The organism is Klebsiella sp. I138, from assembly GCF_051131765.1.
Taxonomy (GTDB): Bacteria; Pseudomonadota; Gammaproteobacteria; order Enterobacterales; family Enterobacteriaceae; genus Klebsiella.
On sequence record NZ_CP180447.1, the window covers coordinates 5261121 to 5287351 of the forward strand.

Sequence of the window (26231 nt, forward strand, 5' to 3'; positions counted from 1 at the left end):
ACCGGAAAGTGGTTTTTTTATCATTAACTAAAACGGCCCTGAGTGAAAAACAGACACATTTGCCCGGTTGGCTCATAATATCTCTTTATGTTTCATGGGCTTGATTAATCGCTTTTGTTGTTAATAACTATAACTAAAACAGGTTAGTCCATTTGGTTATTTGTTATTTCCATCCCTTCTTTAATTGTTACTATCAGCGCCGTTAACCTTACATTCTCTTCTGTTTTTGCCGCGCTGACAGGGTGCGAATAACAGCTTTGCTTACTGGAACATAACGACGCATGACGACACAGGTCCCACCTTCCAATTTGCTCCCGCTGAACCCGGAGCAAATGGCGCGCCTTCAGGCGGCCACGACAGACTTTACACCGACCCAGCTCGCCTGGGTTTCCGGCTACTTTTGGGGCGTGCTGAATCAGCCGTCCGGCGCGGCAATCTCGGTTCCTGCTCAGGTTGCAGAAATGCCGGGCATTACCCTTATTTCAGCATCGCAAACCGGCAACGCTCGTCGTGTGGCTGAAGCGCTGCGTGACGATCTGCTGGCAGCACAGCTGAACGTGAAACTGGTAAACGCAGGCGACTATAAATTCAAACAAATTGCCTCCGAAAAGCTGCTGGTTATCGTGACGTCAACGCAAGGTGAGGGCGAGTCGCCTGAAGAGGCCGTTGCGCTGCATAAGTTCCTGTTCTCGAAAAAAGCGCCTGCGCTGACCGGCACCGCCTTTGCGGTCTTCGGCCTGGGCGACACCTCTTATGAATTCTTCTGCCAGTCCGGGAAGGATTTTGACAGCCGACTGGCTGAGCTGGGCGGCGAACGCCTGCTGGATCGCGTTGACGCAGACGTGGAATACCAGCCTGCGGCGGCGGAATGGCGTGCGCGCCTGGTCGATGTATTGAAAGCCCGCGCCCCTGCCGCCGCTCCGGTTCAGGCGGCAGTGAGTGGCGCGGTAAATGACATTCACTCCAGCCCTTATACCAAAGAAGCTCCGCTGACGGCGACGCTGGCGGTGAATCAGAAAATCACCGGTCGCGATTCTGAAAAAGATGTCCGCCATATTGAAATCGATCTCGCTGATTCTGGTCTGCGCTACCAGCCTGGCGATGCGCTGGGCGTGTGGTATCAAAACGATCCGGCGCTGGTCAAAGAGCTGGTTGAGCTGCTGTGGCTAAAAGGTGATGAACCCGTCACCGTTGACGGCAAAACACTGCCGCTGGCCGACGCGCTGGAATGGCACTTTGAACTGACGGTGAACACCGGCAATATTGTTGAAAATTACGCGACCTTAACCCGTAGCGAAACGCTGCTGCCGCTGGTCGGCGATAAAGCACAGCTCCAGCATTACGCTGCGACCACCCCGATTGTCGATATGGTGCGTTTCTCCCCGGCGCAGCTGGATGCCGATACGTTGATCGGTCTGCTGCGTCCGCTGACGCCGCGCCTGTACTCTATCGCTTCGTCGCAGGCGGAAGTGGAGAGCGAAGTCCACATCACCGTTGGCGCTGTTCGTTACGATATCGAAGGTCGCGCCCGCGCGGGCGGTGCCTCCAGTTTCCTGGCCGACCGCCTGGAAGAAGATGGCGAAGTCCGCGTCTTTATCGAACATAACGACAACTTCCGCCTACCCGCTAACCCACAGACCCCGGTGATTATGATTGGTCCGGGGACCGGTATTGCACCCTTCCGGGCGTTCATGCAGCAGCGTGCGGCGGACGGCGCGGAAGGTAAGAACTGGCTGTTCTTTGGCAACCCGCACTTTACGGAAGATTTCCTCTATCAGGTGGAATGGCAAAGCTACGTTAAAGAAGGCGTACTGAGTCGTATCGACCTGGCCTGGTCCCGCGATCAACAACAAAAAGTCTATGTTCAGGACAAGCTGCGCGAGCAGGGGGCCGAACTGTGGCGCTGGATTAATGACGGTGCCCATATTTATGTCTGCGGCGATGCCAATCGTATGGCGAAAGACGTTGAGCAGACGTTGCTGGAAGTGATTGCCGAATTCGGCGCGATGGACGCCGAAGCGGCGGACGAATTTTTAAGTGAGCTGCGCGTTGAGCGCCGTTATCAGCGAGATGTCTACTAATGAGCGAAAAACACCCAGGACCTCTGGTGGTCGAAGGTAAACTGACTGATGCAGAGCGCATGAAGGTAGAGAGCAACTACCTGCGTGGCACGATCGCAGAAGACTTAAACGACCCCCTCACCGGCGGCTTTAAAGGCGACAACTTCCTGCTGATTCGCTTTCACGGCATGTATCAGCAGGATGACCGCGATATTCGCGCCGAGCGTGCGGCACAAAAGCTGGAGCCGCGTCATGCGATGCTGCTGCGCTGCCGTCTGCCGGGGGGCGTTATCACCACCACGCAGTGGCAGGCGATCGATAAATTTGCCGCAGATAACACCATTTACGGCAGCATTCGTCTGACTAACCGCCAGACGTTCCAGTTTCACGGCATTCTGAAGAAGAATGTGAAGCCGGTGCATCAGATGCTGCACTCGGTTGGCCTGGATGCGCTGGCGACCGCCAACGACATGAACCGTAACGTGCTGTGCACTTCTAACCCGAACGAGTCTCAGCTGCATGCTGAAGCCTACGAGTGGGCGAAAAAGATCTCTGAGCATCTGCTGCCGCGTACCCGCGCCTATGCTGAGATCTGGCTGGATCAGAAAAAGGTTGCCACCACTGACGAAGAGCCGATCCTCGGTCAGACCTACCTGCCGCGTAAGTTTAAAACGACCGTGGTGATCCCGCCGCAGAACGATATCGATCTGCACGCCAACGACATGAACTTCGTGGCAATTGCTGAAAATGGCAAGCTGGTAGGCTTTAACCTGCTGGTGGGCGGCGGGTTGTCTATTGAGCACGGTAACAAAAAAACCTACGCCCGTACGGCGAGCGAGTTTGGCTATCTGCCGCTGGAACACACGCTGGCGGTGGCGGAAGCGGTGGTCACGACCCAGCGCGACTGGGGCAACCGTACCGATCGTAAAAATGCGAAAACCAAATATACCCTTGAGCGCGTTGGCGTTGAGACCTTCAAGGCCGAAGTTGAGCGCCGGGCAGGCATCAAGTTTGAACCGCTCCGTCCCTATGAATTCACCGGTCGCGGCGATCGCATCGGTTGGGTAAAAGGGATCGATGATAAATGGTATCTGACGCTGTTTATTGAAAACGGTCGTATCCTCGATTATCCAGGCCGTCCGCTGAAAACCGGCCTGCTGGAGATCTCGAAGATCCACCAGGGCGAGTTCCGTATTACGGCGAACCAAAACCTGATTATTGCCGGCGTCCCGGAAGCGGAAAAGGCGCGGATCGAAAAGCTGGCGCGCGATCACGGGCTGATGAACGCCGTCACCCCGCAGCGTGAAAACTCGATGGCCTGTGTCTCCTTCCCGACCTGTCCGCTGGCGATGGCTGAGGCAGAACGCTTCCTGCCGTCGTTTATCGATAAGGTCGACGGGGTGATGAGTAAGCATGGCGTGGGCGATGAGCATATCGTGACGCGCGTGACCGGCTGCCCGAACGGCTGCGGGCGTGCGCTGCTGGCGGAAGTCGGGCTGGTGGGTAAAGCGCCTGGCCGCTATAACCTGCATCTCGGCGGCAACCGTAGCGGGACGCGTATTCCACGTATGTATCGCGAGAATATTACCGAGTCCGAGATCCTCGACTCGATTGACGAACTGGTAGGGCGCTGGGCGAACGAGCGCGAAGCGGGTGAATGCTTCGGTGACTTTACGGTGCGTGCGGGCATTATTCGCCCGGTGCTCGACCCAGCCCGTGATTTCTGGGAATAACTCAGCATTGCCCGATGCCTGATAAGGCTATGCTTATCGGGCGTTCTGATTTTATAGACCGGGCACACGCAGTTCCGCCCGGCGAAACAGGTAAGTGAGGTCTTTATGTCCGTACTCGATCTAAACGTCCTTAACGAGTTACCGAAGGTCGATCGCATTTTGCAACTGGCGGAAATCAACGCTCAGCTGGAGAAACTCAGCGCCGAAGATCGCGTGGCATGGGCGCTGGAAAATCTACCCGGTGACTATGCGCTCTCTTCCAGCTTCGGCATTCAGGCGGCGGTCAGCTTGCATCTGGTCAATCAGATCCGCCCGGATATTCCGGTGATCCTGACGGATACGGGCTACCTGTTTCCGGAAACCTATCAGTTTATTGATGAGCTTACCGACAAGCTGCAGCTGAATCTGAAGGTTTATCGCGCCGAGACCAGTCCTGCCTGGCAGGAAGCGCGCTACGGTAAGCTGTGGGAGCAGGGCGTTGATGGCATTGAGAAATATAATGAGATCAACAAAGTCGAACCCATGAACCGGGCGTTAAAAGAGCTGAATACCCGGACCTGGTTTGCGGGGCTGCGCCGGGAACAGTCCGGCAGTCGTGCAACGTTGCCGGTGCTGGCGATTCAGCGCGGCGTCTTTAAGCTGCTGCCGATTATCGACTGGGATAACCGTACCGTTTACCAGTACCTGCAAAAGCACGGCCTGAAATACCACCCGCTGTGGGATCAGGGCTATTTGTCGGTGGGCGATACCCATACGACCCGCAAGTGGGAACCGGGAATGGCGGAAGAAGAGACGCGCTTTTTTGGTCTGAAACGCGAGTGCGGACTGCACGAAGGGTAAGATTAGTGCGTTAGTCGCACATAGTGATATGTGCAGGAATACAGGAATCCCCGCTTCAGCGGGGATTGTTCGTCAATGCAGCCAGTCCGGTCAGCTTTGCTTCTCCGCCTTCGCCAGTTCTTTGAGCAGCGGCAGCATGACCTTGACGACATCGCGGCTGCGGTGTTCGATACGACCCGGCAGAGCTTTATCGATATGCTGCTGGTTATCTAACTGCACATCATGCCAGCTGGTCCCCTGAGGAAAAGAGGCGGATTTGTTGCGCTGCTGATAGCCATCTTTCTTGCCCAGCGACCAGTTCGTGGCCTCCACTGCAAGAACCGGGAGCCCCGCGTTATCAAAAATGCTGGCGTCATTGCAGCAGCCAGTGCCCTGCGGATAATCATGATTCAGGCCGGGATTGGTGTAAGCAGCAATCCCTTTACTGCGCGCGATGGCCAGGGCACGGTCCCGGGTAAGCTTACGAATCGAGGCTGGCGTGCTGCGTCCGCTATTAAAATAGAGCTTATCGCCTACCACCAGGTTATCGAGATTAATCACCAGCAGCGTATTTTTCTTCTCTGCATCGCTCATCCGTTTGAGTACGTTTTGCGCACCAAGATTACCTTCTTCTTCACCGCTCGAGGCGATAAAACGAATGCCGTAGTGGGTAGGCACATTTTTCAACCGTTCGGCCAGCTCCAGCAAAACACCTACGCCGACGGCATTATCGTCAATCCCCTGCAGGGTCAGGCCGCCAAGATTGTGTTCAACATCCGCATCGCTCATCGGCGCATAGGTATCGAGATGTGCCATCACAATGATCTGCTGGCGAGCAGTCCCTTCATGGGCGGCAATCACGGTGCTGCCGGTGACGTTTTGCCAGTTTTTCCGTTTATCCGCATTGATGTAGATATAGCGCGCATGGAAGCTACGAATGTCGCTCTGGTAGCCCATTTGGGCAAACTGCTGACGCACATAGTCCGCCGACAGCATTTCAGCAGGCGTACCGGTCATCCTTCCGGGAAAAACAGTCGCGATATGACGAGCCTGGGTATTTGCGGTTTCGCCCATAGCGCTGAATGCCGGGGCGGAGAAGACAAAACCTGCGCCAAGCGCCAGGGGAAGAAGGCGGCGGCACAACGCGGAAAACATAGAGGGGGTCCTTTCTCGAGAGGAATAATTTTACGCTCTTAGTATGAAACTGTGACCGCGGTTAAACAATTTCATTTCCTCTTAAATAGCGGATAAATCGCGCGTTAAGCACTTTTTGATATTTGCTTTTTCAGGTCGTTATTCTTTTGGGTAACTACTCATTCCATTTAGTAATTTCATTTGCTCTAAACAGCACCCTATAGTCGCTCTATGACTGATTGTAAGCGAGTTGTTGCAACGTGGACTATTTGCCCTTATTTGCCGAACTGAAAGAAAAACCGGTGCTGGTTATTGGCGGCGGAGACATTGCGGCGCGCAAGATTATGTTTCTGCGCCGGGCCGGAGCCAACGTGCAGGTGGTGGCAGCGGAGCTCTCTGACGATGTTGCCGATCTGGTTACACGCCAGGAGATTCAGTGGCGGGCCCATGAGTTTGATGAGCAACAGCTTGACGATGTCTTTCTGGTGATTGCCGCTACCGACGATGACGCGCTCAATCAGCGGGTTTCCGCTGCTGCCAACGCCCGTTACCGGTTGGTGAATGTTGTCGATAATCAGCCGCTCTGCTCGGTGGTGTTTCCCTCAATCGTAGACCGTTCTCCGCTGCTGATCGCCATATTCTCCGGCGGTTCGGCACCGGTATTGTCCCGGCTGATTCGCGAAAAAATCGAAGCCTTGCTGCCAACAAACCTGGGACGCGTCGCCGAGGCGGCCAGCTACTGGCGGCACCATATCAAAACGCACCTGACGACGACGGCAGCACGGCGTCGTTTCTGGGAGCGGGTCTTCAATGGCCGCTTTGCCAGTCTGATGATTGCCGGCAATAAAGCCGCCGCCGATAAAGCGCTGGAAGATGAACTGCATCAGCCGGAAAAGCGGCTTGGTGAAATTATTCTCGTCGGCGCCGGTCCGGGAGATGCCGGGCTGCTGACGCTGCGTGGCCTGCAGGCGGTGCAGCAGGCGGACGTGGTGTTTTATGACCATCTGGTGACACCGGAAATCCGCGAGCTGGTGCGTCGCGATGCCGAGATGATTTGCGTGGGTAAACGCGCGGGCGAACACTCGGTGCCGCAGCATGAAACGAATCAGATGCTGGTTGATGCGGCGCGAGAAGGCAAAACGGTAGTGCGTCTGAAAGGCGGCGATCCGTTTATTTTCGGGCGTGGCGGCGAAGAGTTACAGGCCGCCGCCGCCGCAGGGATCCCGTTTCAGGTGGTCCCGGGCGTCACGGCTGCGGCCGGGGCGACGGCCTATGCCGGTATTCCGCTGACCCATCGCGACTATGCCCAAAGCGTCACCTTTGTCACCGGTCATTACAAAGCTGACAGCGCCGAGCACGACTGGTCGCTGCTGGCGCAAAGCCGTCAGACGCTGGCTATCTATATGGGCACCATGAAAGCGGCGGAAATCAGCGCGCAGCTGATCGCCCACGGTCGGGACAGCAATACGCCGGTAGCGGTGATTTCTCGCGGTACCCGCGCGGACCAGCAAACGATAACCGGCACCTTACAGCAGCTCGAGGAGCTGGCGAAAGATGCGCCGATGCCCGCGCTGCTGGTGGTCGGCGAAGTGGTGCAACTGCATCAACAGCTCGCCTGGTTTCAACATACAACTCAAACAGATGCATTCAATGCGTCTGTGGTAAATCTGGCTTAGTCCCAGCGCGACAGGCTATTTTATTTGCCATTTTGGCTTTGGGCAGTGCTCGCCATCCTCACGTACCGTGGTACGTTCCGGCTGCTGTGCGCTGTCCGTAACCAAACTGGCTGCAACAATAACGCCTGTTGCAGCAGGCCTTATAAGGAACGGTTATGGACCAAAAACGACTCACTCACCTGCGGCAGCTGGAGGCAGAAAGCATCCACATTATTCGCGAGGTGGCGGCCGAATTTTCTAACCCGGTGATGATGTACTCCATCGGTAAAGATTCCAGCGTCATGCTGCATCTGGCGCGGAAAGCGTTTTATCCGGGAACGTTGCCTTTTCCGCTGCTGCACGTGGATACCGGCTGGAAATTCCGCGAAATGTACGAATTCCGCGACCGTACTGCCAAAGCCTACGGCTGCGAACTGCTGGTGCATAAAAACCCGGAAGGGGTGGCGATGGGGATTAACCCGTTCGTTCACGGCAGCGCTAAGCATACCGATATCATGAAGACCGAAGGCCTGAAGCAGGCGCTGAACAAATATGGGTTTGACGCTGCGTTCGGCGGCGCCCGCCGTGACGAAGAAAAATCGCGTGCTAAAGAGCGTATCTACTCTTTCCGCGACCGTTTTCATCGCTGGGATCCGAAAAACCAGCGTCCGGAGCTGTGGCATAACTACAACGGCCAGATTAACAAGGGCGAAAGCATCCGCGTATTCCCGCTCTCCAACTGGACCGAGCTGGATATCTGGCAGTATATCTATCTGGAAAATATTGAAATTGTGCCTCTGTATCTGGCCGCTGAGCGGCCGGTGCTTGAGCGCGACGGCATGCTGATGATGATTGATGACGATCGTATCGATCTTCAGCCGGGCGAGATGATCAAAAAGCAGATGGTACGCTTCCGTACTTTAGGCTGCTGGCCGCTGACCGGCGCGGTGGAATCCAACGCGCAAACGCTGCCGGAAATTATTGAAGAGATGCTGGTCTCCACCACCAGCGAGCGTCAGGGTCGAATGATTGACCGCGACCAGGCCGGCTCCATGGAGCTGAAGAAACGTCAGGGGTATTTCTAAGGAGCCGCCATGAACACGACAATTGCTCAACAAATTGCTAATGAAGGCGGCGTAGAAGCTTACCTGCACGCGCAACAGCACAAAAGCCTGCTGCGTTTCCTGACCTGCGGCAGCGTCGATGACGGGAAAAGTACCCTGATTGGACGTTTGTTGCATGACACCCGACAGATTTATGAAGATCAGCTCTCATCGCTGCATAATGACAGCAAGCGCCACGGTACCCAGGGTGAAAAACTGGATCTCGCGCTGCTGGTGGATGGCCTGCAGGCCGAGCGCGAGCAGGGCATCACCATCGATGTGGCCTATCGCTATTTTTCCACCGAGAAACGCAAATTTATCATCGCCGACACCCCGGGACATGAGCAGTACACCCGTAATATGGCGACCGGCGCTTCCACCTGCGATCTGGCGATTCTGCTGATGGATGCGCGCAAAGGCGTGCTCGATCAGACCCGCCGTCACAGCTTTATTTCAACGCTGCTGGGCATTAAAAACCTGGTGGTGGCGGTGAATAAAATGGACCTTGTGGACTTTAGCGAAGAGGCGTTTACGCGCATTCGCGAAGAGTATCTGGCCTTTGCCGACCAGCTGCCGGGCGATATCGATATTCGTTTTGTTCCGCTATCGGCACTGGAAGGGGATAACGTAGCGACCCAGAGCGCAAGCATGCCGTGGTACAGCGGTCCAACGCTGCTGGAAGTGCTGGAAACCGTTGAAATTCATCGCGTGGTGGAAAACCAGCCGCTGCGTTTCCCGGTCCAGTTCGTTAACCGTCCTAACCTCGACTTCCGCGGTTTCTCCGGTACCGTAGCCTCCGGCAGCGTGAAGGTCGGACAGCGCCTGAAGGTGTTGCCGTCGGGCGTTGAATCGAGCGTGGCACGTATCGTGACGTTCGATGGCGACCTGCAGGAAGCCGGTGCGGGTGAAGCTATCACCATCGTATTGAAAAATGAGATTGATATCAGCCGCGGCGATCTGCTGGTCGAGGCGCACGAATCCCTGCCGGCGGTACAGAGCGCCAGCGTGGATGTGGTGTGGATGGCCGAGCAGGCGTTAGCCCCGGGTCAGAGCTACAACATCAAAATTGCCGGCAAGAAAACCCGCGCCCGCGTCGACGGGATCCGCTACCAGGTGGATATCAATAATCTGACCCAACGCGAAGTGGAGTCGCTGCCGCTGAACGGTATTGGGCTGGTGGATCTGACCTTTGACGAACCGCTGGTGCTGGATAAATACCAGCATAACCCCGTGACCGGTGGGTTAATCTTTATTGACCGCCTGACCAACGTCACGGTGGGCGCTGGCATGGTGCGCGAGCCGCAGGAGCAATCCCAGGCATCGGCATCGTCGTTCAGCGCGTTTGAACTGGAACTGAATCAGCTGATTCGCAAACACTTCCCACACTGGGACGCACGCGACCTGCTGGGGGGCAAGTAATGGCCCTGCATGACGAAAACGTCGTCTGGCACGCCCATCCGGTTACGCAGCAGCAGCGTGAACAGCACCACGGCCATCGCGGCGTGGTGCTGTGGTTCACCGGGCTGTCCGGCTCCGGTAAGTCTACCGTTGCCGGCGCGCTGGAAGAGGCGCTACATCAGCTAGGCGTCAGCACCTATCTGCTGGATGGCGATAACGTGCGGCACGGCCTGTGCAGCGATCTCGGTTTTAGCGATAACGATCGCAAAGAAAATATTCGACGCGTCGGGGAAGTGGCGAAACTGATGGTCGATGCCGGGCTGGTGGTATTGACCGCGTTTATCTCTCCGCACCGTGCCGAACGGCAGATGGTGCGCGAGCGTTTAGGCGAAGGGCGCTTTATCGAAGTGTTTGTCGATACGCCGCTTGCTATCTGTGAGGCGCGGGATCCAAAAGGGTTATACAAGAAGGCGCGAGCGGGTGAATTACGCAATTTTACCGGGATAGATTCGGTGTATGAATCGCCAGAAAAGGCGGAAATTCATCTGGATGGTGAACAATTGGTAACAAATTTGGTGCACCAACTATTAGACCTCCTCAGACAGAGCGATATTATCAGATCCTGAAACGGCGACGGCATTGAGATGCCGGTCGCCCGGTCAACAGGATTCGATATGCGCAATACCCAGAACATCAGTCTTATTCGTTCAGAACCACCCGCGGTGGCCAATGACGAGACCACCTGGTCTTTGTCAGGCGCCGTCGTGGGCTTTATTTCATGGCTGCTGGCGCTGGGTATTCCCTTCCTCATGTATGGCAGTAATACGCTTTTTTTCCTTCTCTACACCTGGCCCTTTTTTCTCGCCCTGATGCCGGTTGCCGTTGTGGTTGGCATTGCGCTGCACTCGTTGTTGAACGGTAAGCTCCTGTATAGCGCATGCGCGACGATTTTGACGGTGGGGCTGATGTTTGGCCTGCTGTTCCTCTGGTTGCTGGGGTAGTCCTTTCTGCGTATCAATCAAGCCTGGGTATCGACGACAGAAATGTGTTACAGTCCCCGCGTTACGCGGCGTCGTCCGCGCGTCGGAGTGAAATACTCGGGCGAGTTATGGGATGATGATGCCGTTTTTCAGGGGGCAGAATGGGTAAATTAACGCTGCTACTATTGGCTTTGCTGGTCTGGCTACAGTACTCGCTGTGGTTCGGTAAAAATGGTCTGCACGACTATAGCCGGGTGAATGACGACGTCACCGCGCAGCAAGCCACTAACGGCAAATTAAAAGCGCGAAACGATCAACTCTTTGCGGAAATCGACGACCTTAACGGCGGTCAGGAAGCGATCGAAGAGCGCGCACGCAACGAACTAAGCATGACCCGCCCGGGCGAAACATTTTATCGTCTGGTCCCGGATGCGTCTAAACGCAACCAGGGGTCGACGCAGAACAATCGATAAACAAGCCCAGGATTACGACATGGCAGCCACTTTTCCGGGTGTTTGCGCCGTGGTACCGGCAGCCGGTTTTGGCCGCCGCATGCAAACGGAATGCCCGAAACAATATCTCTCAATCGGTAACAAAACGATTCTCGAACACGCGGTCGCCGCGCTGTTGGCAAACGCGTGCGTGCAGCGCGTAATCATCGCCGTCAGTCCCGGCGATGTCCGTTTTAGCCAGCTGCCGCTGGCCACTCATCCGCAGATTACCGTCGTTGACGGCGGCGCCGAACGCGCCGACTCCGTACTGGCCGGCCTGCAGGCGCTGCCCGAAGCCGAATGGGTACTGGTGCACGATGCCGCGCGCCCGTGCCTGCATCAGGACGATCTGCACCGCCTGCTGGCGCTGCGCGAAACCAGCCGCGTGGGCGGCATCCTGGCTGCGCCGGTACGCGATACCATGAAACGTGCGGAACCCGGCAAGGTGGCCATCGCGCACACCGTCGATCGCAATGATTTATGGCATGCGCTGACGCCACAATTTTTTCCTCGTGAATTACTCCTTCAGTGCCTGACGCGCGCGCTCGATGAACGCGCAACCATCACCGATGAAGCATCGGCGCTGGAGTACTGTGGCTTCCATCCCGAACTGGTGGCCGGACGAGCTGATAATATTAAAGTGACGCGCCCGGAAGACCTGGCGCTGGCAGAATTTTACCTTACCCGTTCCCGACACCAGGAGAAGGCTTAATGCGAATTGGACACGGTTTTGACGTACACGCTTTTGGTGGTGAAGGCCCAATCATTATTGGTGGGGTGCGCATCCCTTATGAAAAAGGGCTGCTGGCCCATTCCGATGGTGACGTCGCGCTGCATGCGCTGACTGATGCCCTGCTTGGGGCGGCGGCACTGGGAGATATCGGTAAGCTGTTCCCGGATACCGATCCGGCCTTTAAAGGTGCCGATAGTCGTGAACTGCTGCGTGAAGCCTGGCGGCGGATTCAGGCCAAAGGCTATACCCTCGGAAACGTGGATGTCACGATCATTGCCCAGGCGCCGAAAATGCTGCCGCATATTCCGCAGATGCGCGTCTTTATTGCCGAAGACCTCGGCTGCCATATGGATGATGTCAACGTGAAAGCGACCACCACCGAAAAGCTGGGTTTCACCGGCCGCGGTGAAGGCATCGCCTGTGAAGCGGTGGCGCTGCTGCGCAAGGGGCAGCAATGATTGCCTTCAATGAGCTCACCTGGCTGCACGGTCAACCGCAGGGGCAGGGGATACTGAAAGCCAACCCGGAAGATTTCGTGGTGGTTGAAGACCTCGGTTTTGCGCCGGATGGCGAAGGCGAGCATCTGCTGGTACGGATTCTGAAAACGGACTGCAATACGCGATTTGTGGCGGATGCGCTGGCAAAATTCCTTAAAATCCACGCGCGTGAAGTGAGTTTTGCCGGACAGAAAGACAAACATGCCGTGACCGAGCAGTGGCTGTGCGCCAGGCTTCCGGGCAAAGAGATGCCTGATCTGAGCAAGTTTCAGCTGGAAGGTTGCCAGGTGCTGGAATACGCGCGGCATAAACGCAAGCTGCGCCTCGGCGCGCTGAAGGGTAATCAGTTTACCCTGATTCTACGGGAAATTAGCGATCGCGAGGACGTTGAACAGCGCCTGCAGGCTATTGCCGCCCGGGGGGTACCGAACTATTTCGGCGCCCAGCGTTTTGGCCTTGGTGGGAGCAATCTGCTGGGCGCGCTGCGCTGGGCGGAGAGCGGTGCCCCGGTTCGCGATCGCAATAAACGCAGTTTTTGGCTGTCGGCAGCACGTAGCGGCTTGTTTAATCAACAGGTCAGTATTAGATTAAAAAAACCGGAATTTAATCAGGTTGTTGATGGCGATGCGCTACAATTAGCGGGGCGCGGGAGCTGGTTTGTCGCCACGCTTGAGGAACGCGCGCAGCTACAGGAGCGGGTTGATAACCGCGAACTGATGATTACCGCGGCGTTACCGGGAAGCGGTGATTGGGGTAGCCAACGCGATGCGCTGGCCGCCGAGCAGGCTGCCGTCGCAGAAGAGACGCAGCTCCAGGCTCTGCTGGTGCGTGAAAAAGTCGAAGCGGCACGCCGGGCGATGCTGCTCTATCCGCAGCAGATGAGCTGGAACTGGTGGGATGACGTAACCGTTGAACTGCGTTTCTGGCTGCCAGCGGGCAGCTTCGCCACCAGCGTGGTAAGGGAACTTATCAATACAACGGGTGACTATGCGAATATTGCTGAGTAACGATGACGGGATTCATGCGCCGGGCATTCAAACCCTGGCGAAGGCCTTACGGGAGTTTGCTGAGGTCCAGGTAGTTGCACCCGATCGTAACCGCAGTGGCGCATCGAATTCCCTGACCCTGGAGTCTTCGCTACGTACTTTCACTTTCGATAATGGCGATATCGCCGTCCAGATGGGCACGCCAACGGACTGTGTCTATCTTGGCGTAAACGCCCTGATGCGTCCCCGCCCGGATATCGTGGTGTCCGGCATTAACGCCGGCCCCAATCTCGGCGATGACGTCATCTACTCCGGCACCGTCGCCGCCGCAATGGAAGGCCGTCACCTTGGCTTCCCCGCTTTGGCCGTCTCCCTGAATGGCCATCAGCACTATGATACCGCGGCGGCAATCACCTGTTCTATCCTGCGAGCTTTAAGCCGCGAGCCGCTGCGCACCGGGCGTATCCTCAATATCAATGTGCCCGATCTGCCTCTTGAACAGATTAAAGGCATCCGCGTGACCCGCTGCGGTAGCCGCCATCCTGCCGATCAGGTCATCCCGCAAAAAGATCCGCGCGGCAATACGCTGTACTGGATTGGTCCGCCGGGCGAGAAACACGATGCCGGGCCGGACACCGATTTTGCGGCCGTCGATGAAGGTTACGTGTCCGTGACTCCGCTGCACGTTGATTTAACTGCCCACCAGGCACACGGAGTGGTGGCCGACTGGCTGGATCGCGTCGGAGTGGAAACTCAATGGTAAGCAAACGTGTTGAAAGTCTGCTAAATCAACTGCGTACTCAGGGCATTGTCGACGAGCGTGTGCTGGAGGCGATTGCTCTGGTGCCGCGTGAAAAGTTCGTTGATGAAGCTTTCGAACATAAGGCGTGGGAGAACACGGCGTTACCTATCGGTCAGGGGCAAACTATCTCGCAGCCCTACATGGTTGCGCGGATGACGGAGCTTTTGACGCTGACGCCGGAATCGCGGGTGTTGGAAATCGGCACCGGTTCAGGCTATCAAACGGCAATTCTGGCGCACCTGGTTCATCACGTGTGTTCGGTTGAGCGGATTAAGAGTTTACAGTGGCAGGCGCGTCGTCGCCTGAAACAACTTGATTTACATAATGTTTCAACCCGTCATGGCGATGGATGGCAAGGTTGGAAGGCGCGTGCGCCCTTTGATGCGATTATCGTCACCGCCGCGCCACCGGAAGTCCCGCCCGCACTGCTGTCACAGCTGGATGAGGGCGGCGTTCTGGTTTTACCGGTGGGCGAGGAGCATCAGTTTCTGAAACGGATCCGTCGTCGCGGTAATGAGTTTGTGATGGATACCGTCGAAGCCGTGCGCTTTGTTCCCCTGGTTCAAGGGGAGCTGGCGTAAGACCCGGATTAATCCAGGTTTTTTTTGCCTGACTTTAGGCGTAGGGTGGACACATTTTTCAGTGTCCTGGCCGGGATTCGTCCGGTAAGCAAGATATTGGCAGTTAACATATTCCTGGGGGATAAATGAGCGCGGGAAGCCCAAAATTTACCTTAAGCCGTATTGCGGCGTTATCACTGGTTTCACTCTGGCTGGCAGGTTGTACCAATACCAATAATCCGCCTGCGCCGGTTAGCTCGGCAGGTGGAGCCTCATCCTCAGGAACAAATTCCGGGATGCTGATCACTCCGCCGTCGACTACGGGATCCGCCATTGTTCCGCAAACACCTCAGGTACAGCCGGTTCAGACGTCTGCAACTCAGGTTCAGCCGATGGCTCAGCAGCCGGTGCAGACCGTGAACGGCAAGATCGTCTATAACCGCAAATATGGCAATATTCCGAAAGGCAGCTATACGGGTGGCAGTACCTACACCGTTAAACGCGGCGATACGCTGTTCTATATTGCATGGGTGACGGGCAACGATTTCCGTGACCTGGCGCAGCGCAACAATATCCCCGCGCCGTACGGCCTGAACGTCGGTCAGACGCTGCAAGTCGGCAACTCTGCGGGTCAGCCAATCACCGGTGATAACGCCGTTGCTGCGGCAAGCGTACGGGCGAGCGGCGGTGCGACGGCGGCCTCAAATACTGCACAAAAATCGACCGCGGTGGTTGCGTCACAACCAACTATTACGTATTCTGAATCTTCAGGTGAACAGAATGCTAATAAGATGTTGCCGAACAATAAGCCTGCGACGACCACTGTTGTCGCGCCAGTGACGGCTCCCGCTGTTAGCACAAACCAACCGACTGCAAGCAGTACGTCAACCAGTTCGCCGATCTCCACATGGCGCTGGCCGACTGATGGCAAGGTTATCGAGAACTTTAGCGGCGCTGAAGGCGGCAATAAAGGTATTGATATCGCAGGCAGTAAGGGACAGGCTATTGTCGCGACCGCAGACGGACGCGTCGTCTATGCCGGTAACGCACTGCGCGGTTACGGTAATCTTATTATCATCAAACACAACGATGATTACCTGAGTGCCTACGCTCATAACGATACAATGCTGGTCCGGGAACAACAGGAAGTTAAAGCGGGGCAGAAAATCGCTACCATGGGTAGCACCGGCACCAGCTCTACAAGATTACATTTTGAAATTCGTTACAAGGGGAAATCCGTCAACCCGCTGCAGTATTTACCGCAGCGATAATTTGGCGAAGTACGGATAAGCGTCGCATCAGTTAACAGGCGCCAGGCCGGTCGCAATGGCCCCTTCACCGGGGCCAAAAAGTCTCCGTCCGGGCGTCGTTGAATGATGTATAGCGAAGGTGCTTTGCTCAGGGATCACGGGTAGGAGCCATCTTTATGAGTCAGAATACGCTGAAAGTTCATGATTTAAATGAAGACGCGGAATTTGATGAGAACGGAGTCGAGGTTTTCGATGAGAAAGCCTTAGTAGAAGAGGAACCCAGTGATAGCGATCTGGCCGAGGAAGATCTTCTGTCGCAAGGCGCAACACAACGTGTGCTGGATGCGACGCAGCTCTATCTAGGTGAGATTGGTTATTCCCCGCTGCTGACGGCCGAAGAAGAAGTGTATTTCGCCCGTCGCGCGTTGCGTGGTGATGTGGCTTCACGCCGCCGGATGATTGAAAGTAACCTGCGTCTGGTGGTGAAGATTGCTCGTCGTTATAGCAATCGTGGTCTGGCTCTGCTGGATCTGATTGAAGAGGGCAATCTGGGGCTGATCCGCGCGGTTGAGAAGTTTGACCCGGAACGTGGGTTCCGTTTTTCAACTTACGCCACCTGGTGGATTCGTCAGACGATTGAACGGGCGATCATGAACCAAACCCGTACCATTCGTTTGCCTATCCATATTGTTAAAGAGCTGAACGTCTATCTGCGCACCGCTCGTGAGCTGTCCCATAAGCTGGACCACGAACCGAGTGCGGAAGAGATTGCCGAACAGCTGGATAAACCGGTTGATGACGTTAGCCGTATGCTGCGTCTGAACGAGCGTATTACCTCAGTGGACACACCGCTGGGCGGCGACTCGGAAAAAGCGCTGCTGGACATTCTGGCCGATGAGAAAGACAACGGTCCGGAAGACACCACGCAGGACGATGATATGAAACAAAGCATCGTTAAATGGCTGTTCGAATTGAACGCCAAGCAGCGTGAAGTCCTGGCACGTCGTTTTGGTCTGCTGGGCTATGAAGCCGCTACGCTTGAAGATGTTGGCCGTGAAATTGGACTGACCCGCGAACGCGTACGTCAGATCCAGGTTGAAGGCCTGCGCCGCCTGCGGGAGATCCTGCAAGGACAAGGGCTGAACATCGAAGCGCTATTCCGCGAATAAGACATTTTCCTCTCAAAAAGGCCCGATCGTCCGACCGGGCCTTTTTCTTTGCTTGCTACGCCTGCCGGGTTTCATGCAAATGACGCCACAAAATACGCCCCGCTGTTTTCCTGAATAACACCGTCGACCAGCGGACCGTCTCGCCCTGATCGGGTAAATACTGTGTCTCCCGGTAGCATATCGCTGCGCCATCGTGCCATTCGGCGAGCGTACTCGCGCAGTCAATGACGATGCTTAACCCAGGGCGACTGCCGCCAGCGGCGGAAAAGAAGGCGCTGAGCGCATCATAGTTCATGACATTTCCACCGATACCGACCATCGAAAAGTCTGCGGAAAAGCGAGCCATTAAGGCATCAGCCTCACCTTGCTTGTGGCTGAGCCAGTTTTCAATAGCCACATGGGCGTCGATGGTTTCCTGAATATACGGGTTCATGGGTTCTCCATTTTTTGATGCAGGCGCATAACTATTGCCTGGTTCTTAAGGCGCAGGCAGCCCAGCAGTGGGATGAGCGTCAGACCGGCGGCGATGATAAACACCCCGTGCCAGGCCTGCGTTGGCGGATAATAAGCCTGTAGTGCCGTCAGCAATATGGCCAGCAATGCGGCCCCGGCTAAAAAACTGAGCTGGCGGTTGATATTCCACAGCGCACTGGCATCTGGCATATCGCGGTTGGCGATATCCAGAAAGGCGCAGCTCTGAGCGGTACTGCTGCACAGGCTGCCGCCAGCGCCCATCAAGGTAAAGGCGAAAACCAGCATTCCGCTTGATGTTTGCGGCATGACGCCGGCCAGCAACAGGATCCCGGTCGCCTGTAGTAAGCAGCCGCAGAGTATAAAGGGGCGAGGGCCCAGGCGATTGAAAAAACGGCCGGTCAGGGAGATAGCCACAAATGACGCCAGCGACCAGGGCAGCATCAGGGCACCCGTTGCTGAGGGCGACATCCCGGTGATTGTTTGCAGGTAAAACAGGCCAACTACGTTAATGCCAATAAACATCCCGGGTACGCAGAGATAAATCAGCATGGCGAAACGCAGCAGCGGGTCGGCAAGCAGCGGCAGATGCAGAAAGCGGGAAGGGCGTGGCGCGCCGTCGCCATTGTTCAACCATCTGCCGGCTAACGCCAGGGTAATCAGCGCGACGGGCAGGCTAGCAAAGAACACTCCGCGCCAGCTAACCGTTTCAACCAACAGCCCGCCGAGTGCCGGCGAACAGGCGGGAGCCAGCAGGCCAACCAACATTACGGCTGCCGAGAGCTTCGCCCTTTCGTGAGGCTGAAACAGTTGCCAGGTCAGCGACTGGCCCACCGGGATAAGCAATCCGCCACCCATCCCTTGCAGAGCGCGCCAGAAAATCAAGGCTCCCAGCGAGTCGCTTAACCCGCAGGCCAGCGCCGCCGCGCTAAAGAGCGTGAGCGATAGCAGAAAGAGTCGGCGTGCCCCGCAGCGCTGTGCTAACCAGGCGCTGAACGGCACGACCAGCGTCAGCCCGGCGATATAGCCGTTGCTCACCCAGGCCAGTTCACTCACTGAGGCGTTGAGCGCCCGGCTCATGTCGGGGAAGGCGACGCTGGCAATAAACATATTGATTAAATCGAGAAAGAAACCCAGTAAAAAAACGGTGGCGACCTTGTTGCGAGACGTCATTTTTATCCCTCATCAGAAGGCCGCTACTCTAAACCGCGGGCTCAGGCGGATAAATAAGACGCTGAGGGATATACTGTCTGAAAATTTTTGACAATAAGTGAAGTGGACATGCTGAATCTGCAACGAATGACGATGTTTGTCGCAGTGGTGGATAGCGGTAGTTTTACCGCAGCGGCCGCTGCCCTGGGTCAAACCAAGGCCGTGGTCAGTTTTAACGTTCGCCAGCTGGAGAGCGAGCTTGGCGTCACGCTGCTGTTACGATCCACGCGACGGCTTACGCTCACGGAGGCTGGTTCGCTGTTTTATCATCGTGGAGTGGCGTTACTGAAAACGGCGGAAAACCTGCAGGATGCGGTCCGGGCCAGCCATACAGGGCTCAGCGGTGAACTCCGTATGACGACGACGCCGGAGTATGGTGCGCAGGTGATTATTCCCGCGCTGGCTGAATTCAGCCAGCGGCATCCTGCGCTGCGAGTGCGCCACGTTTCCTCCTCGCACCATGCGGACTTAATCTCTGAACGTTTTGATGTGGCGATTCGCCTCGGGACGCTGGCCGATTCGCGCTACCACGCGGCGCTGATATCCCGTTTTGCGATTATCCCGGTGGCTGCGCCTGCATGGCTGGCTGAGCATCCTTTGAGGACGCTTGAGGATTTGGCCCAGGCGGCGTGGATTATTCATGAACGTCTGCCTGCGCCGCTACGCTGGCAGCTGACCGGACCGCATCATGAAACAGTGGCGTTTGACATTAAAACGCCGCCGCAACTGTCGGCGGATAGCGCCAGCGCACTGATGGCTTTTGCGCTTGCGGGCTGCGGCGTTGCGCTGCTGCCCGAGTGGCTGGTGGCATCGGCGCTGGCGGAGCACAAACTGGTACAGGTGGTGCCGGAGTTTACCTTTCCCCCTCAGGGCGTGTACGCGGTCTATCCGGACGTACAGCATGTCCCGACCAGGGTCCGGGCGTTTATCGATTTCTTACGCGAGCGCCAAGGCTAATCTTTGTTTTCTTGCGCGACCAGCTTGTGGATTATTTGCGAGAACTGCTGACGCTCTTCGTCGCTAAGCCGACCCAGGAACTCATCATCGACGGCATTTCCCCGCGGTACTGAATGTGCCAGCAACGCTTCTCCTTCCGCGGTTAAATAGACAAACCGACGTCGTTTATCCGCCGGATCGTGTTCGCGGCGGACCAGTCCGCGGCTCTCCATACGGCTTAGCATTTCCGCCAGCGTCGCTTTCGTACTGACTGCCGCTTCCGTCAGCGTGACCTGTTCAATTCCCGGATGCTCGGCAATCGAGCGCATCACCGCATACTGGGGCTTAGTGAGCTCCGGCAGTTCATGCTGCCAGCGGGCGGTGTGCTGCTGAAAAAGCTGGCGCAAAAGGTGGAACGCCTCGTTTCTTAACTTCATGGAAACTCCGTAACAAAAACGTCGATTCTATAATAGCCGTTTGCGACGCTTTTACGCATCTTTCCCGCTTTGATTAAAAATGCGGCCGACCGGGAACGGACTTGCACGCGGTGGGTATCAGGCGTAGCTTTAATAAAATGTTCGTATACGAACAATATGCGGAGGAGAATGATGAAGCTGATTGTCGGGATAACAGGTGCCACCGGTGCTCCGTTGGGCGTCGCCCTGCTTAAGGCACTTCGCGGGATGCCGGAAGTGGAAACCCATCTGGTGATGTCGAAGTGGGCTAAAACCACGATTGAACTGGAAACACCGTATAGCGCTCGTGAAGTGGCTGAACTGGCCGATGTCTCACACAATCCTGCCGACCAGGCCGCCGTTATCTCGTCCGGTTCCTTTCGCACCGCGGGCATGATTGTCATCCCCTGCAGTATGAAAACGTTGGCCGGAATTCGTGCTGGTTATGCTGAAGGTTTGGTTGGGCGTGCGGCGGATGTGGTGCTGAAAGAGGGACGCAGGCTGGTGCTGGTCCCGCGGGAAATGCCGTTGAGCACTATCCACCTGGAAAACATGCTGGCCCTGTCCCGTATGGGGGTGGCGATGGTGCCGCCGATGCCTGCCTATTACAACCATCCGGCAACGATTGAAGACGTGACTGACCATGTTGTCACGCGAGTTCTGGATCAGTTTGGTCTTGAGTACCACAAAGCGCGCCGCTGGAACGGGCTGCGGGCCACTGAGAATTTTTCACAGGAGAATGAATAATGGCTTTTGATGATTTGCGCAGCTTTTTACAGGCGCTGGACGACCAGGGGCAACTGCTGAAAATTTGCGAAGAAGTGAATGCTGAACCGGATTTGGCCGCCGCTGCTAACGCCACCGGGCGTATTGGCGATGGAGCACCGGCGCTGTGGTTTGACAATATTCGCGGCTTTACCGATGCCCGGGTAGCGATGAATACCATCGGTTCGTGGCAGAACCATGCTATCTCGCTGGGCCTGCCGGCGAACACGCCAGTCAGGAAACAGATTGATGAGTTTATTCGCCGTTGGGATACATTTCCGGTCACGCCGGAGCGCAGGGCTAATCCGGGGTGGGCGGAGAACACCGTCGACGGCGAGGATATTAACCTGTTTGATATTCTGCCGCTGTTTCGTCTGAACGATGGGGATGGGGGGTTTTATCTCGATAAAGCCTGCGTAGTCTCACGCGATCCGCTCGACCCCAACCACTTTGGCAAGCAGAACGTCGGTATCTATCGCATGGAGGTGAAGGGCAAACGTAAGCTCGGTCTGCAGCCTATACCTATGCATGATATCGCGCTACATCTGCACAAAGCGGAAGAGCGCGGTGAAGATCTGCCGATCGCCATTACGTTAGGTAATGACCCGATTATCACGCTTATGGGCGCAACGCCGCTGAAGTACGATCAGTCAGAATATGAAATGGCGGGTGCGCTGCGCGAAAGCCCGTATCCGATTGCCACCGCACCGCTGACCGGTTTTGACGTGCCGTGGGGGTCGGAGGTGATTCTTGAAGGCGTTATTGAGAGCCGCAAACGTGAAATCGAAGGCCCGTTTGGTGAATTTACCGGTCACTACTCCGGCGGGCGCAATATGACGGTGGTGCGCATTGATAAAGTTTCTTATCGCACGAAACCGATTTTTGAATCGCTGTACCTCGGTATGCCGTGGACCGAAATTGATTATCTGATGGGCCCGGCGACCTGCGTACCGCTATACCAGCAGCTAAAAGCTGAGTTCCCGGAAGTGCAGGCGGTAAATGCCATGTACACCCACGGTCTGCTGGCGATTATCTCGACCAAAAAACGCTACGGCGGCTTTGCGCGTGCGGTCGGCCTGCGGGCAATGACCACGCCGCACGGCCTGGGCTATGTGAAGATGGTCATTATGGTTGATGAGGACGTTGATCCATTCAATCTTCCTCAGGTGATGTGGGCGCTGTCTTCGAAGGTCAATCCGGCGGGGGATTTGGTCCAGCTACCGAATATGTCCGTGCTGGAGCTTGACCCTGGCTCCAGCCCGGCGGGGATTACCGACAAACTGGTCATTGATGCGACCACGCCGGTTGCGCCGGATCTCCGTGGCCACTACAGCCAGCCGGTTCAGGATCTCCCTGAAACCAAAGCCTGGGTTGAAAAACTGACCGCCATGCTGGCCAACCGTAAGTAAGGAGAGAAAAATGATATGTCCACGTTGCGCCGATGCGCAGATTGACGTGCTGGCGAAGTCGCCGGTAAAAGATGTCTGGACTGTATTCCAGTGCCAGCACTGTTTTTATACCTGGCGCGATACTGAACCGCTGCGCCGTATCAGCCGCGAGCACTACCCGGAAGCATTTCGCATGACCCAGAAAGATATTGACGAGTCGCCAATGGTACCGAGTATTCCGCCGCTGCTGGCGGAAGATAAACGCTAAATGAATGGGTCCGCGTCGTCGGGCCCTTTTTATATTTCTTTGCAGGGGGCAAGACATGCTGACAAATATGCCCTTGTGGCAATGGTTGTGCTGCGTATTACGGTACTGGGATTAACGCTGATGGTACGTGGCTCATTGTGCGAGCTGAATATATTAATTTTCTGGATAATTATTTTTGGAAAGTTATTTTCTAAAATAGCAGCACCATTCAGTGCTGCTATTTTTCCACTTCAGCGAGGTATGAAGGGGTTATACCAGGCTCTTCAGCCGGTAAATCCACTCCAGCGCCTGACGCGGGGTGAGCGAATCCGGATCGAGGTTCTCCAGAGCGTCTACCGCCGGCGAAGTCTCCTCCGGGGCGGAGAGCAGCGACATCTGCGTGCCGTCAACCTGCGTGGCGGCAACGCCTGGGGCAATACTCTCCAGCTCGCGCAATTTCTGCCGCGCGCGCTTAATCACCTCTTTAGGCACGCCCGCCAGTGCGGCAACCGCCAGACCGTAGCTCTTGCTGGCCGCGCCATCCTGGACGCTGTGCATAAAGGCGATAGTATCGCCGTGCTCCAGCGCATCAAGATGGACGTTTGCCACGCCTTCCATTTTCTCCGGCAGCTGCGTCAGCTCGAAGTAGTGGGTGGCAAAAAGGGTCAGCGCCTTAATCTTATTGGCCAGACTTTCCGCACAGGCCCACGCCAGCGACAGGCCGTCGTAGGTGGAGGTTCCGCGGCCAATCTCGTCCATCAGCACCAGACTGTATTCGGTGGCGTTATGCAGAATATTAGCGGTTTCGGTCATTTCAACCATGAAAGTCGAACGGCCGCTTGCCAGGTCATCCGCTGCCCCGACGCGGGTAAAGATGCGATCGATAGGGCCGATTTCTACTTTCTCAGCCGGGACGTAGCTGCCGATATAGGCCAGTAGCGCAATCAGCGCGGTCTGACGCATATAGGTACTTTTACCCCCCATGTTGGGGCCGGTAATAATCAACATCCGGCGCTGGGGGGCTAGGTTCAGCGGGTTGGCGATGAACGGCTCTTTCAGTACCTGCTCAACTACCGGATGGCGGCCTTCGCTGATGCGAATGCCCGGTTTATCGCTGAAGGTTGGGCAGCAGTAGTTCAGGGTTTCCGCGCGTTCGGCGAGGTTAATCAGCACGTCCAGCTCTGCCAGCGCGCTGGCGCTTTGCTGGAGGTCGCCAAGGTGCGGCAGCAGCATGTCAAACAGCTGATCGTAGAGCTGCTTTTCCAGCGCCAGGGCTTTCCCTTTCGAGGTCAGGACCTTGTCCTCATATTCCTTCAGTTCCGGAATAATGTAGCGTTCGGCATTTTTCAGCGTTTGACGGCGGACGTAGTGAATCGGCGCATGCTGGCTTTGGCCGCGGCTGATCTGAATGTAATAACCGTGAATGGCATTGTAGCCCACCTTCAGGGTGTCGAGCCCCAGACGCTCGCGTTCACGAATTTCCAGCTTATCGAGATAATCGGTGGCGCCATCCGCCAGCGCGCGCCATTCGTCGAGTTCTTCATGATAACCCGGGGCGATAACGCCGCCGTCGCGTACCAGCACCGGCGGCGCATCGATAATTGCGCGTTCGAGCAGTTCACGCAGTTCGCTGAACTCGCCCATTTTATCGCGCAGCTGCTGTACCGGCGCGCAGCTGACGTCGGCCAACATTTCACGCAGGGTTGGCAGCTGCTGAAACGCATGGCGCATGCGGGCGAGGTCGCGCGGACGCGCGGTGCGCAGCGCCAGCCGCGCCAGAATACGTTCCAGATCGCCCACCTGACGCAGTACTGGCTGTAATTCGGTATAGCGTTCCTGCAGTGCACCTATTGTCTGCTGACGTTCGACGAGTACCGCCGTGTCGCGTACTGGCATGTGCAGCCAGCGTTTGAGCATTCGGCTGCCCATCGGCGTGACGGTGCAGTCGAGCACCGACGCTAGCGTATTGTCGAAACCGCCGGCCAGGTTCTGGGTAATCTCCAGGTTACGCCGGGTTGCCGCATCCATGATAATGCTGTCCTGCTGACGCTCCATGGTGATGGAGCGAATGTGCGGCAGGGAAGTGCGCTGGGTATCTTTGACATATTGCAGCAGGCAGCCGGCAGCGCACAGGCCACGCGGCGCATTTTCAACGCCAAAGCCGACCAGGTCACGGGTGCCGAATTGCAAGTTCAGCTGCTGGCGCGCGGTATCAATTTCAAACTCCCACAGCGGACGACGGCGCAGGCCGCGGCGGCCTTCAATTAACGACGACTCGGCAAAATCTTCGGCATACAGCAGCTCGGCCGGGTTAGTGCGCTGTAGCTCCGCGGCCATGGTTTCGCGGTCGGCCGGTTCGCTCAGGCGAAAACGACCGGAGCTGATATCCAGAGTGGCATAGCCGAAGCCTTTGCTGTCCTGCCAGATGGCGGCCAGCAGATTGTCCTGGCGTTCCTGTAGCAGTGCTTCATCGCTGATGGTGCCGGGCGTAACGATACGTACCACTTTGCGCTCGACCGGGCCTTTGGTGGTGGCCGGGTCGCCAATTTGTTCGCAAATGGCCACTGACTCGCCCTGATTGACCAGTTTGGCAAGGTAGTTTTCCACCGCATGGTGCGGGATCCCGGCCATGGGAATAGGCTCGCCCGCCGAGGCGCCGCGTTTGGTCAGCGAGATATCGAGCAGCTGAGAGGCTCGTTTGGCATCATCATAAAACAGCTCGTAGAAATCACCCATCCGGTAGAACAGCAGGATCTCCGGGTGCTGAGCTTTCAGCTTCAGATACTGCTGCATCATGGGCGTGTGGTTGGAGAAGTCCTTGTCTGTGGCTTCAGTCATAGTGATTTTACTCGTTTTTTAGTCTTTCTAGTGCTTATGTGGCCCATGCTAAATCCCTGTAAACCCACATAAACCCGCAAATTTGTATGCCATATGTATACTCACTATTATCTGGTATATACACGTAAACATCTGGCGCACATCGTTAAAAATGACATTGAACTAGTCGTTTATAATCAATGGGTTATCTGTCATTTTCAAACTAAATATTGATCCGCAAGACAGGGTGGTCTGCTTACCCAATCCCCAGCGAAGGCCGTATCTTATCACTGACAGCCATCGTGATTCATCAGTCGGTTTTGGTGTAAAAAAAGCCGATCTGCTTACTCGCGGTATGCAGCCACAAACGGTAAGAGGGCTTACGATTGGCAACGCGTCTGATTTTACCCGCGTTGATCACGCACGCGATGGTGCTCGCAATTTTGTTCAGACGATGACATTGCTGTAAAGGAACCCCAATCCCTGGTCCGGATTGCGGGTTAAAGATTTAACAGGTGATGAATAAACGCATCACCTGTCAATATCGTTGGCAGTCCCGGTTTATCAAAA

The 26231-nt window shown here is 56.1% G+C and carries 25 protein-coding genes; 20 read left to right on the forward strand and 5 right to left on the reverse strand.

Going from position 1 to position 26231, the window contains the following annotated elements; genetic code table 11:
* Positions 1–281: 281 nt before the first annotated feature.
* The 3 genes from cysJ (at position 282) to cysH (ending at position 4633) form a co-directional block, all read left to right on the forward strand.
* A complete protein-coding gene (gene cysJ, locus ACMYSK_RS24620) occupies positions 282–2081 on the forward strand; it encodes an NADPH-dependent assimilatory sulfite reductase flavoprotein subunit (RefSeq protein ID WP_434639073.1) in 1800 nt (599 codons plus the stop codon).
* On the forward strand, positions 2081–3793 hold the full coding sequence (gene cysI, locus ACMYSK_RS24625; protein WP_434639074.1) for an assimilatory sulfite reductase (NADPH) hemoprotein subunit: 1713 nt from the start codon (positions 2081–2083) through the stop codon (positions 3791–3793). The genes cysJ and cysI overlap by 1 nt, the downstream gene beginning before the upstream one ends.
* Positions 3794–3898: 105 nt before the next feature.
* A complete protein-coding gene (cysH, locus tag ACMYSK_RS24630) occupies positions 3899–4633 on the forward strand; it encodes a phosphoadenosine phosphosulfate reductase (protein ID WP_434639075.1) in 735 nt (244 codons plus the stop codon).
* Positions 4634–4723: 90 nt separating this feature from the next.
* Here cysH and ACMYSK_RS24635 read toward each other — a convergent pair whose 3' ends face one another.
* Positions 4724–5767 (reverse strand): aminopeptidase, encoded by a 1044-nt coding sequence (locus ACMYSK_RS24635; protein WP_434639076.1) that lies wholly within the window; start codon positions 5765–5767, stop codon positions 4724–4726.
* 248 nt (positions 5768–6015) lie between these two features.
* Between ACMYSK_RS24635 and cysG the strand changes: the two genes are divergently transcribed.
* From cysG to rpoS, 13 genes are all read left to right on the forward strand, one after another.
* Positions 6016–7422, forward strand: coding sequence for a siroheme synthase CysG (gene cysG / locus ACMYSK_RS24640; protein ID WP_434644343.1), 1407 nt, complete (start codon positions 6016–6018; stop codon positions 7420–7422).
* A gap of 155 nt (positions 7423–7577) precedes the next feature.
* The gene (gene cysD, locus ACMYSK_RS24645; RefSeq protein WP_434583303.1) at positions 7578–8486 is read left to right on the forward strand and encodes a sulfate adenylyltransferase subunit CysD; all 909 of its coding nucleotides are present in this window, start codon (positions 7578–7580) and stop codon (positions 8484–8486) included.
* A gap of 9 nt (positions 8487–8495) precedes the next feature.
* A complete protein-coding gene (gene cysN / locus ACMYSK_RS24650) occupies positions 8496–9923 on the forward strand; it encodes a sulfate adenylyltransferase subunit CysN (protein WP_434639077.1) in 1428 nt (475 codons plus the stop codon).
* Entirely contained in the window at positions 9923–10528 is a 606-nt protein-coding gene (gene cysC / locus ACMYSK_RS24655) for an adenylyl-sulfate kinase (protein ID WP_434639078.1), read from the forward strand. The genes cysN and cysC overlap by 1 nt, the downstream gene beginning before the upstream one ends.
* 48 nt (positions 10529–10576) lie before the next feature.
* Complete coding sequence (locus tag ACMYSK_RS24660) at positions 10577–10903, forward strand: DUF3561 family protein (RefSeq protein ID WP_434639079.1); 327 nt, start codon at positions 10577–10579, stop codon at positions 10901–10903.
* A gap of 140 nt (positions 10904–11043) precedes the next feature.
* Positions 11044–11355 carry a cell division protein FtsB gene (gene ftsB / locus ACMYSK_RS24665; protein WP_434639080.1) on the forward strand — a complete coding sequence of 104 codons (312 nt, stop codon included), beginning with the start codon at positions 11044–11046 and terminating at the stop codon, positions 11353–11355.
* A 19-nt stretch (positions 11356–11374) separates the two neighbouring features.
* The gene (ispD, locus tag ACMYSK_RS24670; protein ID WP_434639081.1) at positions 11375–12085 is read left to right on the forward strand and encodes a 2-C-methyl-D-erythritol 4-phosphate cytidylyltransferase; all 711 of its coding nucleotides are present in this window, start codon (positions 11375–11377) and stop codon (positions 12083–12085) included.
* On the forward strand, positions 12085–12564 hold the full coding sequence (gene ispF, locus ACMYSK_RS24675) for a 2-C-methyl-D-erythritol 2,4-cyclodiphosphate synthase (protein WP_004866948.1): 480 nt from the start codon (positions 12085–12087) through the stop codon (positions 12562–12564). The genes ispD and ispF overlap by 1 nt, the downstream gene beginning before the upstream one ends.
* Positions 12561–13610 (forward strand): tRNA pseudouridine(13) synthase TruD, encoded by a 1050-nt coding sequence (gene truD, locus ACMYSK_RS24680; protein ID WP_434639082.1) that lies wholly within the window; start codon positions 12561–12563, stop codon positions 13608–13610. The genes ispF and truD overlap by 4 nt, the downstream gene beginning before the upstream one ends.
* Positions 13591–14352, forward strand: coding sequence for a 5'/3'-nucleotidase SurE (gene surE / locus ACMYSK_RS24685; RefSeq protein ID WP_434639083.1), 762 nt, complete (start codon positions 13591–13593; stop codon positions 14350–14352). The genes truD and surE overlap by 20 nt, the downstream gene beginning before the upstream one ends.
* Positions 14346–14972 (forward strand): protein-L-isoaspartate(D-aspartate) O-methyltransferase, encoded by a 627-nt coding sequence (locus ACMYSK_RS24690; protein WP_434639084.1) that lies wholly within the window; start codon positions 14346–14348, stop codon positions 14970–14972. Before surE ends, ACMYSK_RS24690 begins: the two co-directional genes overlap by 7 nt.
* A 125-nt stretch (positions 14973–15097) precedes the next feature.
* Entirely contained in the window at positions 15098–16222 is a 1125-nt protein-coding gene (gene nlpD / locus ACMYSK_RS24695) for a murein hydrolase activator NlpD (protein ID WP_434639085.1), read from the forward strand.
* Positions 16223–16377: 155 nt separating this feature from the next.
* The gene (gene rpoS, locus ACMYSK_RS24700; RefSeq protein WP_004866938.1) at positions 16378–17370 is read left to right on the forward strand and encodes an RNA polymerase sigma factor RpoS; all 993 of its coding nucleotides are present in this window, start codon (positions 16378–16380) and stop codon (positions 17368–17370) included.
* Between the two features lie 55 nt (positions 17371–17425).
* Here the strand turns inward: rpoS and ACMYSK_RS24705 are convergent, their stop codons facing one another.
* Together ACMYSK_RS24705 and ACMYSK_RS24710 are read right to left on the reverse strand one after the other, a co-directional pair.
* Positions 17426–17803, reverse strand: a complete 378-nt coding sequence (locus ACMYSK_RS24705) for a DUF4440 domain-containing protein (protein WP_434639086.1) — start codon at positions 17801–17803, stop codon at positions 17426–17428.
* Positions 17800–19014, reverse strand: coding sequence for an MFS transporter (locus tag ACMYSK_RS24710; protein WP_434639087.1), 1215 nt, complete (start codon positions 19012–19014; stop codon positions 17800–17802). The genes ACMYSK_RS24705 and ACMYSK_RS24710 overlap by 4 nt, the downstream gene beginning before the upstream one ends.
* Positions 19015–19122: 108 nt before the next feature.
* Here ACMYSK_RS24710 and ACMYSK_RS24715 point away from each other — a divergent pair, with 108 nt between their 5' ends.
* A complete protein-coding gene (locus ACMYSK_RS24715) occupies positions 19123–20010 on the forward strand; it encodes a LysR family transcriptional regulator (RefSeq protein ID WP_434639088.1) in 888 nt (295 codons plus the stop codon).
* On the opposite strand, the gene ACMYSK_RS24720 is transcribed toward ACMYSK_RS24715, so the two are convergent.
* Positions 20007–20426, reverse strand: a complete 420-nt coding sequence (locus tag ACMYSK_RS24720) for a MarR family winged helix-turn-helix transcriptional regulator (RefSeq protein ID WP_434639089.1) — start codon at positions 20424–20426, stop codon at positions 20007–20009. The two genes, ACMYSK_RS24715 and ACMYSK_RS24720, sit on opposite strands and share 4 nt — an antisense overlap.
* 171 nt (positions 20427–20597) lie before the next feature.
* Here ACMYSK_RS24720 and ACMYSK_RS24725 point away from each other — a divergent pair, with 171 nt between their 5' ends.
* From ACMYSK_RS24725 to ACMYSK_RS24735, 3 genes are read left to right on the forward strand one after another with little or no spacing between them, the layout of a single operon-like run.
* The gene (locus ACMYSK_RS24725) at positions 20598–21191 is read left to right on the forward strand and encodes a non-oxidative hydroxyarylic acid decarboxylases subunit B (RefSeq protein ID WP_434644345.1); all 594 of its coding nucleotides are present in this window, start codon (positions 20598–20600) and stop codon (positions 21189–21191) included.
* Positions 21191–22618 carry a non-oxidative hydroxyarylic acid decarboxylases subunit C gene (locus tag ACMYSK_RS24730; protein ID WP_434639090.1) on the forward strand — a complete coding sequence of 476 codons (1428 nt, stop codon included), beginning with the start codon at positions 21191–21193 and terminating at the stop codon, positions 22616–22618. Before ACMYSK_RS24725 ends, ACMYSK_RS24730 begins: the two co-directional genes overlap by 1 nt.
* 10 nt (positions 22619–22628) lie before the next feature.
* Entirely contained in the window at positions 22629–22865 is a 237-nt protein-coding gene (locus ACMYSK_RS24735) for a non-oxidative hydroxyarylic acid decarboxylases subunit D (RefSeq protein ID WP_434639091.1), read from the forward strand.
* Positions 22866–23114: 249 nt separating this feature from the next.
* Here ACMYSK_RS24735 and mutS read toward each other — a convergent pair whose 3' ends face one another.
* Positions 23115–25682, reverse strand: a complete 2568-nt coding sequence (gene mutS / locus ACMYSK_RS24740) for a DNA mismatch repair protein MutS (RefSeq protein WP_434639092.1) — start codon at positions 25680–25682, stop codon at positions 23115–23117.
* Between the last annotated feature and the right edge of the window lie 549 nt (positions 25683–26231).

Bases quoted from the DNA above. Each gene is read 5' to 3' on its own strand.
- ACMYSK_RS24725 (WP_434644345.1), top strand. From the start codon at position 20,598: ATGAAGCTGATTGTCGGGATAACAGGTGCCACCGGTGCTCCGTTGGGC.
- cysJ (WP_434639073.1), top strand. From the start codon at position 282: ATGACGACACAGGTCCCACCTTCCAATTTGCTCCCGCTGAACCCGGAG.
- cysI (WP_434639074.1), top strand. From the start codon at position 2,081: ATGAGCGAAAAACACCCAGGACCTCTGGTGGTCGAAGGTAAACTGACT.
- ACMYSK_RS24735 (WP_434639091.1), top strand. From the start codon at position 22,629: ATGATATGTCCACGTTGCGCCGATGCGCAGATTGACGTGCTGGCGAAG.
- truD (WP_434639082.1), top strand. From the start codon at position 12,561: ATGATTGCCTTCAATGAGCTCACCTGGCTGCACGGTCAACCGCAGGGG.
- ACMYSK_RS24660 (WP_434639079.1), top strand. From the start codon at position 10,577: ATGCGCAATACCCAGAACATCAGTCTTATTCGTTCAGAACCACCCGCG.
- cysC (WP_434639078.1), top strand. From the start codon at position 9,923: ATGGCCCTGCATGACGAAAACGTCGTCTGGCACGCCCATCCGGTTACG.
- mutS (WP_434639092.1), bottom strand. From the start codon at position 25,682: ATGACTGAAGCCACAGACAAGGACTTCTCCAACCACACGCCCATGATG.
- cysD (WP_434583303.1), top strand. From the start codon at position 7,578: ATGGACCAAAAACGACTCACTCACCTGCGGCAGCTGGAGGCAGAAAGC.
- surE (WP_434639083.1), top strand. From the start codon at position 13,591: ATGCGAATATTGCTGAGTAACGATGACGGGATTCATGCGCCGGGCATT.
- ftsB (WP_434639080.1), top strand. From the start codon at position 11,044: ATGGGTAAATTAACGCTGCTACTATTGGCTTTGCTGGTCTGGCTACAG.
- nlpD (WP_434639085.1), top strand. From the start codon at position 15,098: ATGAGCGCGGGAAGCCCAAAATTTACCTTAAGCCGTATTGCGGCGTTA.
- ACMYSK_RS24730 (WP_434639090.1), top strand. From the start codon at position 21,191: ATGGCTTTTGATGATTTGCGCAGCTTTTTACAGGCGCTGGACGACCAG.
- ispF (WP_004866948.1), top strand. From the start codon at position 12,085: ATGCGAATTGGACACGGTTTTGACGTACACGCTTTTGGTGGTGAAGGC.
- ACMYSK_RS24635 (WP_434639076.1), bottom strand. From the start codon at position 5,767: ATGTTTTCCGCGTTGTGCCGCCGCCTTCTTCCCCTGGCGCTTGGCGCA.
- rpoS (WP_004866938.1), top strand. From the start codon at position 16,378: ATGAGTCAGAATACGCTGAAAGTTCATGATTTAAATGAAGACGCGGAA.
- cysN (WP_434639077.1), top strand. From the start codon at position 8,496: ATGAACACGACAATTGCTCAACAAATTGCTAATGAAGGCGGCGTAGAA.
- ACMYSK_RS24720 (WP_434639089.1), bottom strand. From the start codon at position 20,426: ATGAAGTTAAGAAACGAGGCGTTCCACCTTTTGCGCCAGCTTTTTCAG.
- ispD (WP_434639081.1), top strand. From the start codon at position 11,375: ATGGCAGCCACTTTTCCGGGTGTTTGCGCCGTGGTACCGGCAGCCGGT.
- ACMYSK_RS24690 (WP_434639084.1), top strand. From the start codon at position 14,346: ATGGTAAGCAAACGTGTTGAAAGTCTGCTAAATCAACTGCGTACTCAG.
- ACMYSK_RS24705 (WP_434639086.1), bottom strand. From the start codon at position 17,803: ATGAACCCGTATATTCAGGAAACCATCGACGCCCATGTGGCTATTGAA.
- ACMYSK_RS24710 (WP_434639087.1), bottom strand. From the start codon at position 19,014: ATGACGTCTCGCAACAAGGTCGCCACCGTTTTTTTACTGGGTTTCTTT.
- cysH (WP_434639075.1), top strand. From the start codon at position 3,899: ATGTCCGTACTCGATCTAAACGTCCTTAACGAGTTACCGAAGGTCGAT.
- ACMYSK_RS24715 (WP_434639088.1), top strand. From the start codon at position 19,123: ATGCTGAATCTGCAACGAATGACGATGTTTGTCGCAGTGGTGGATAGC.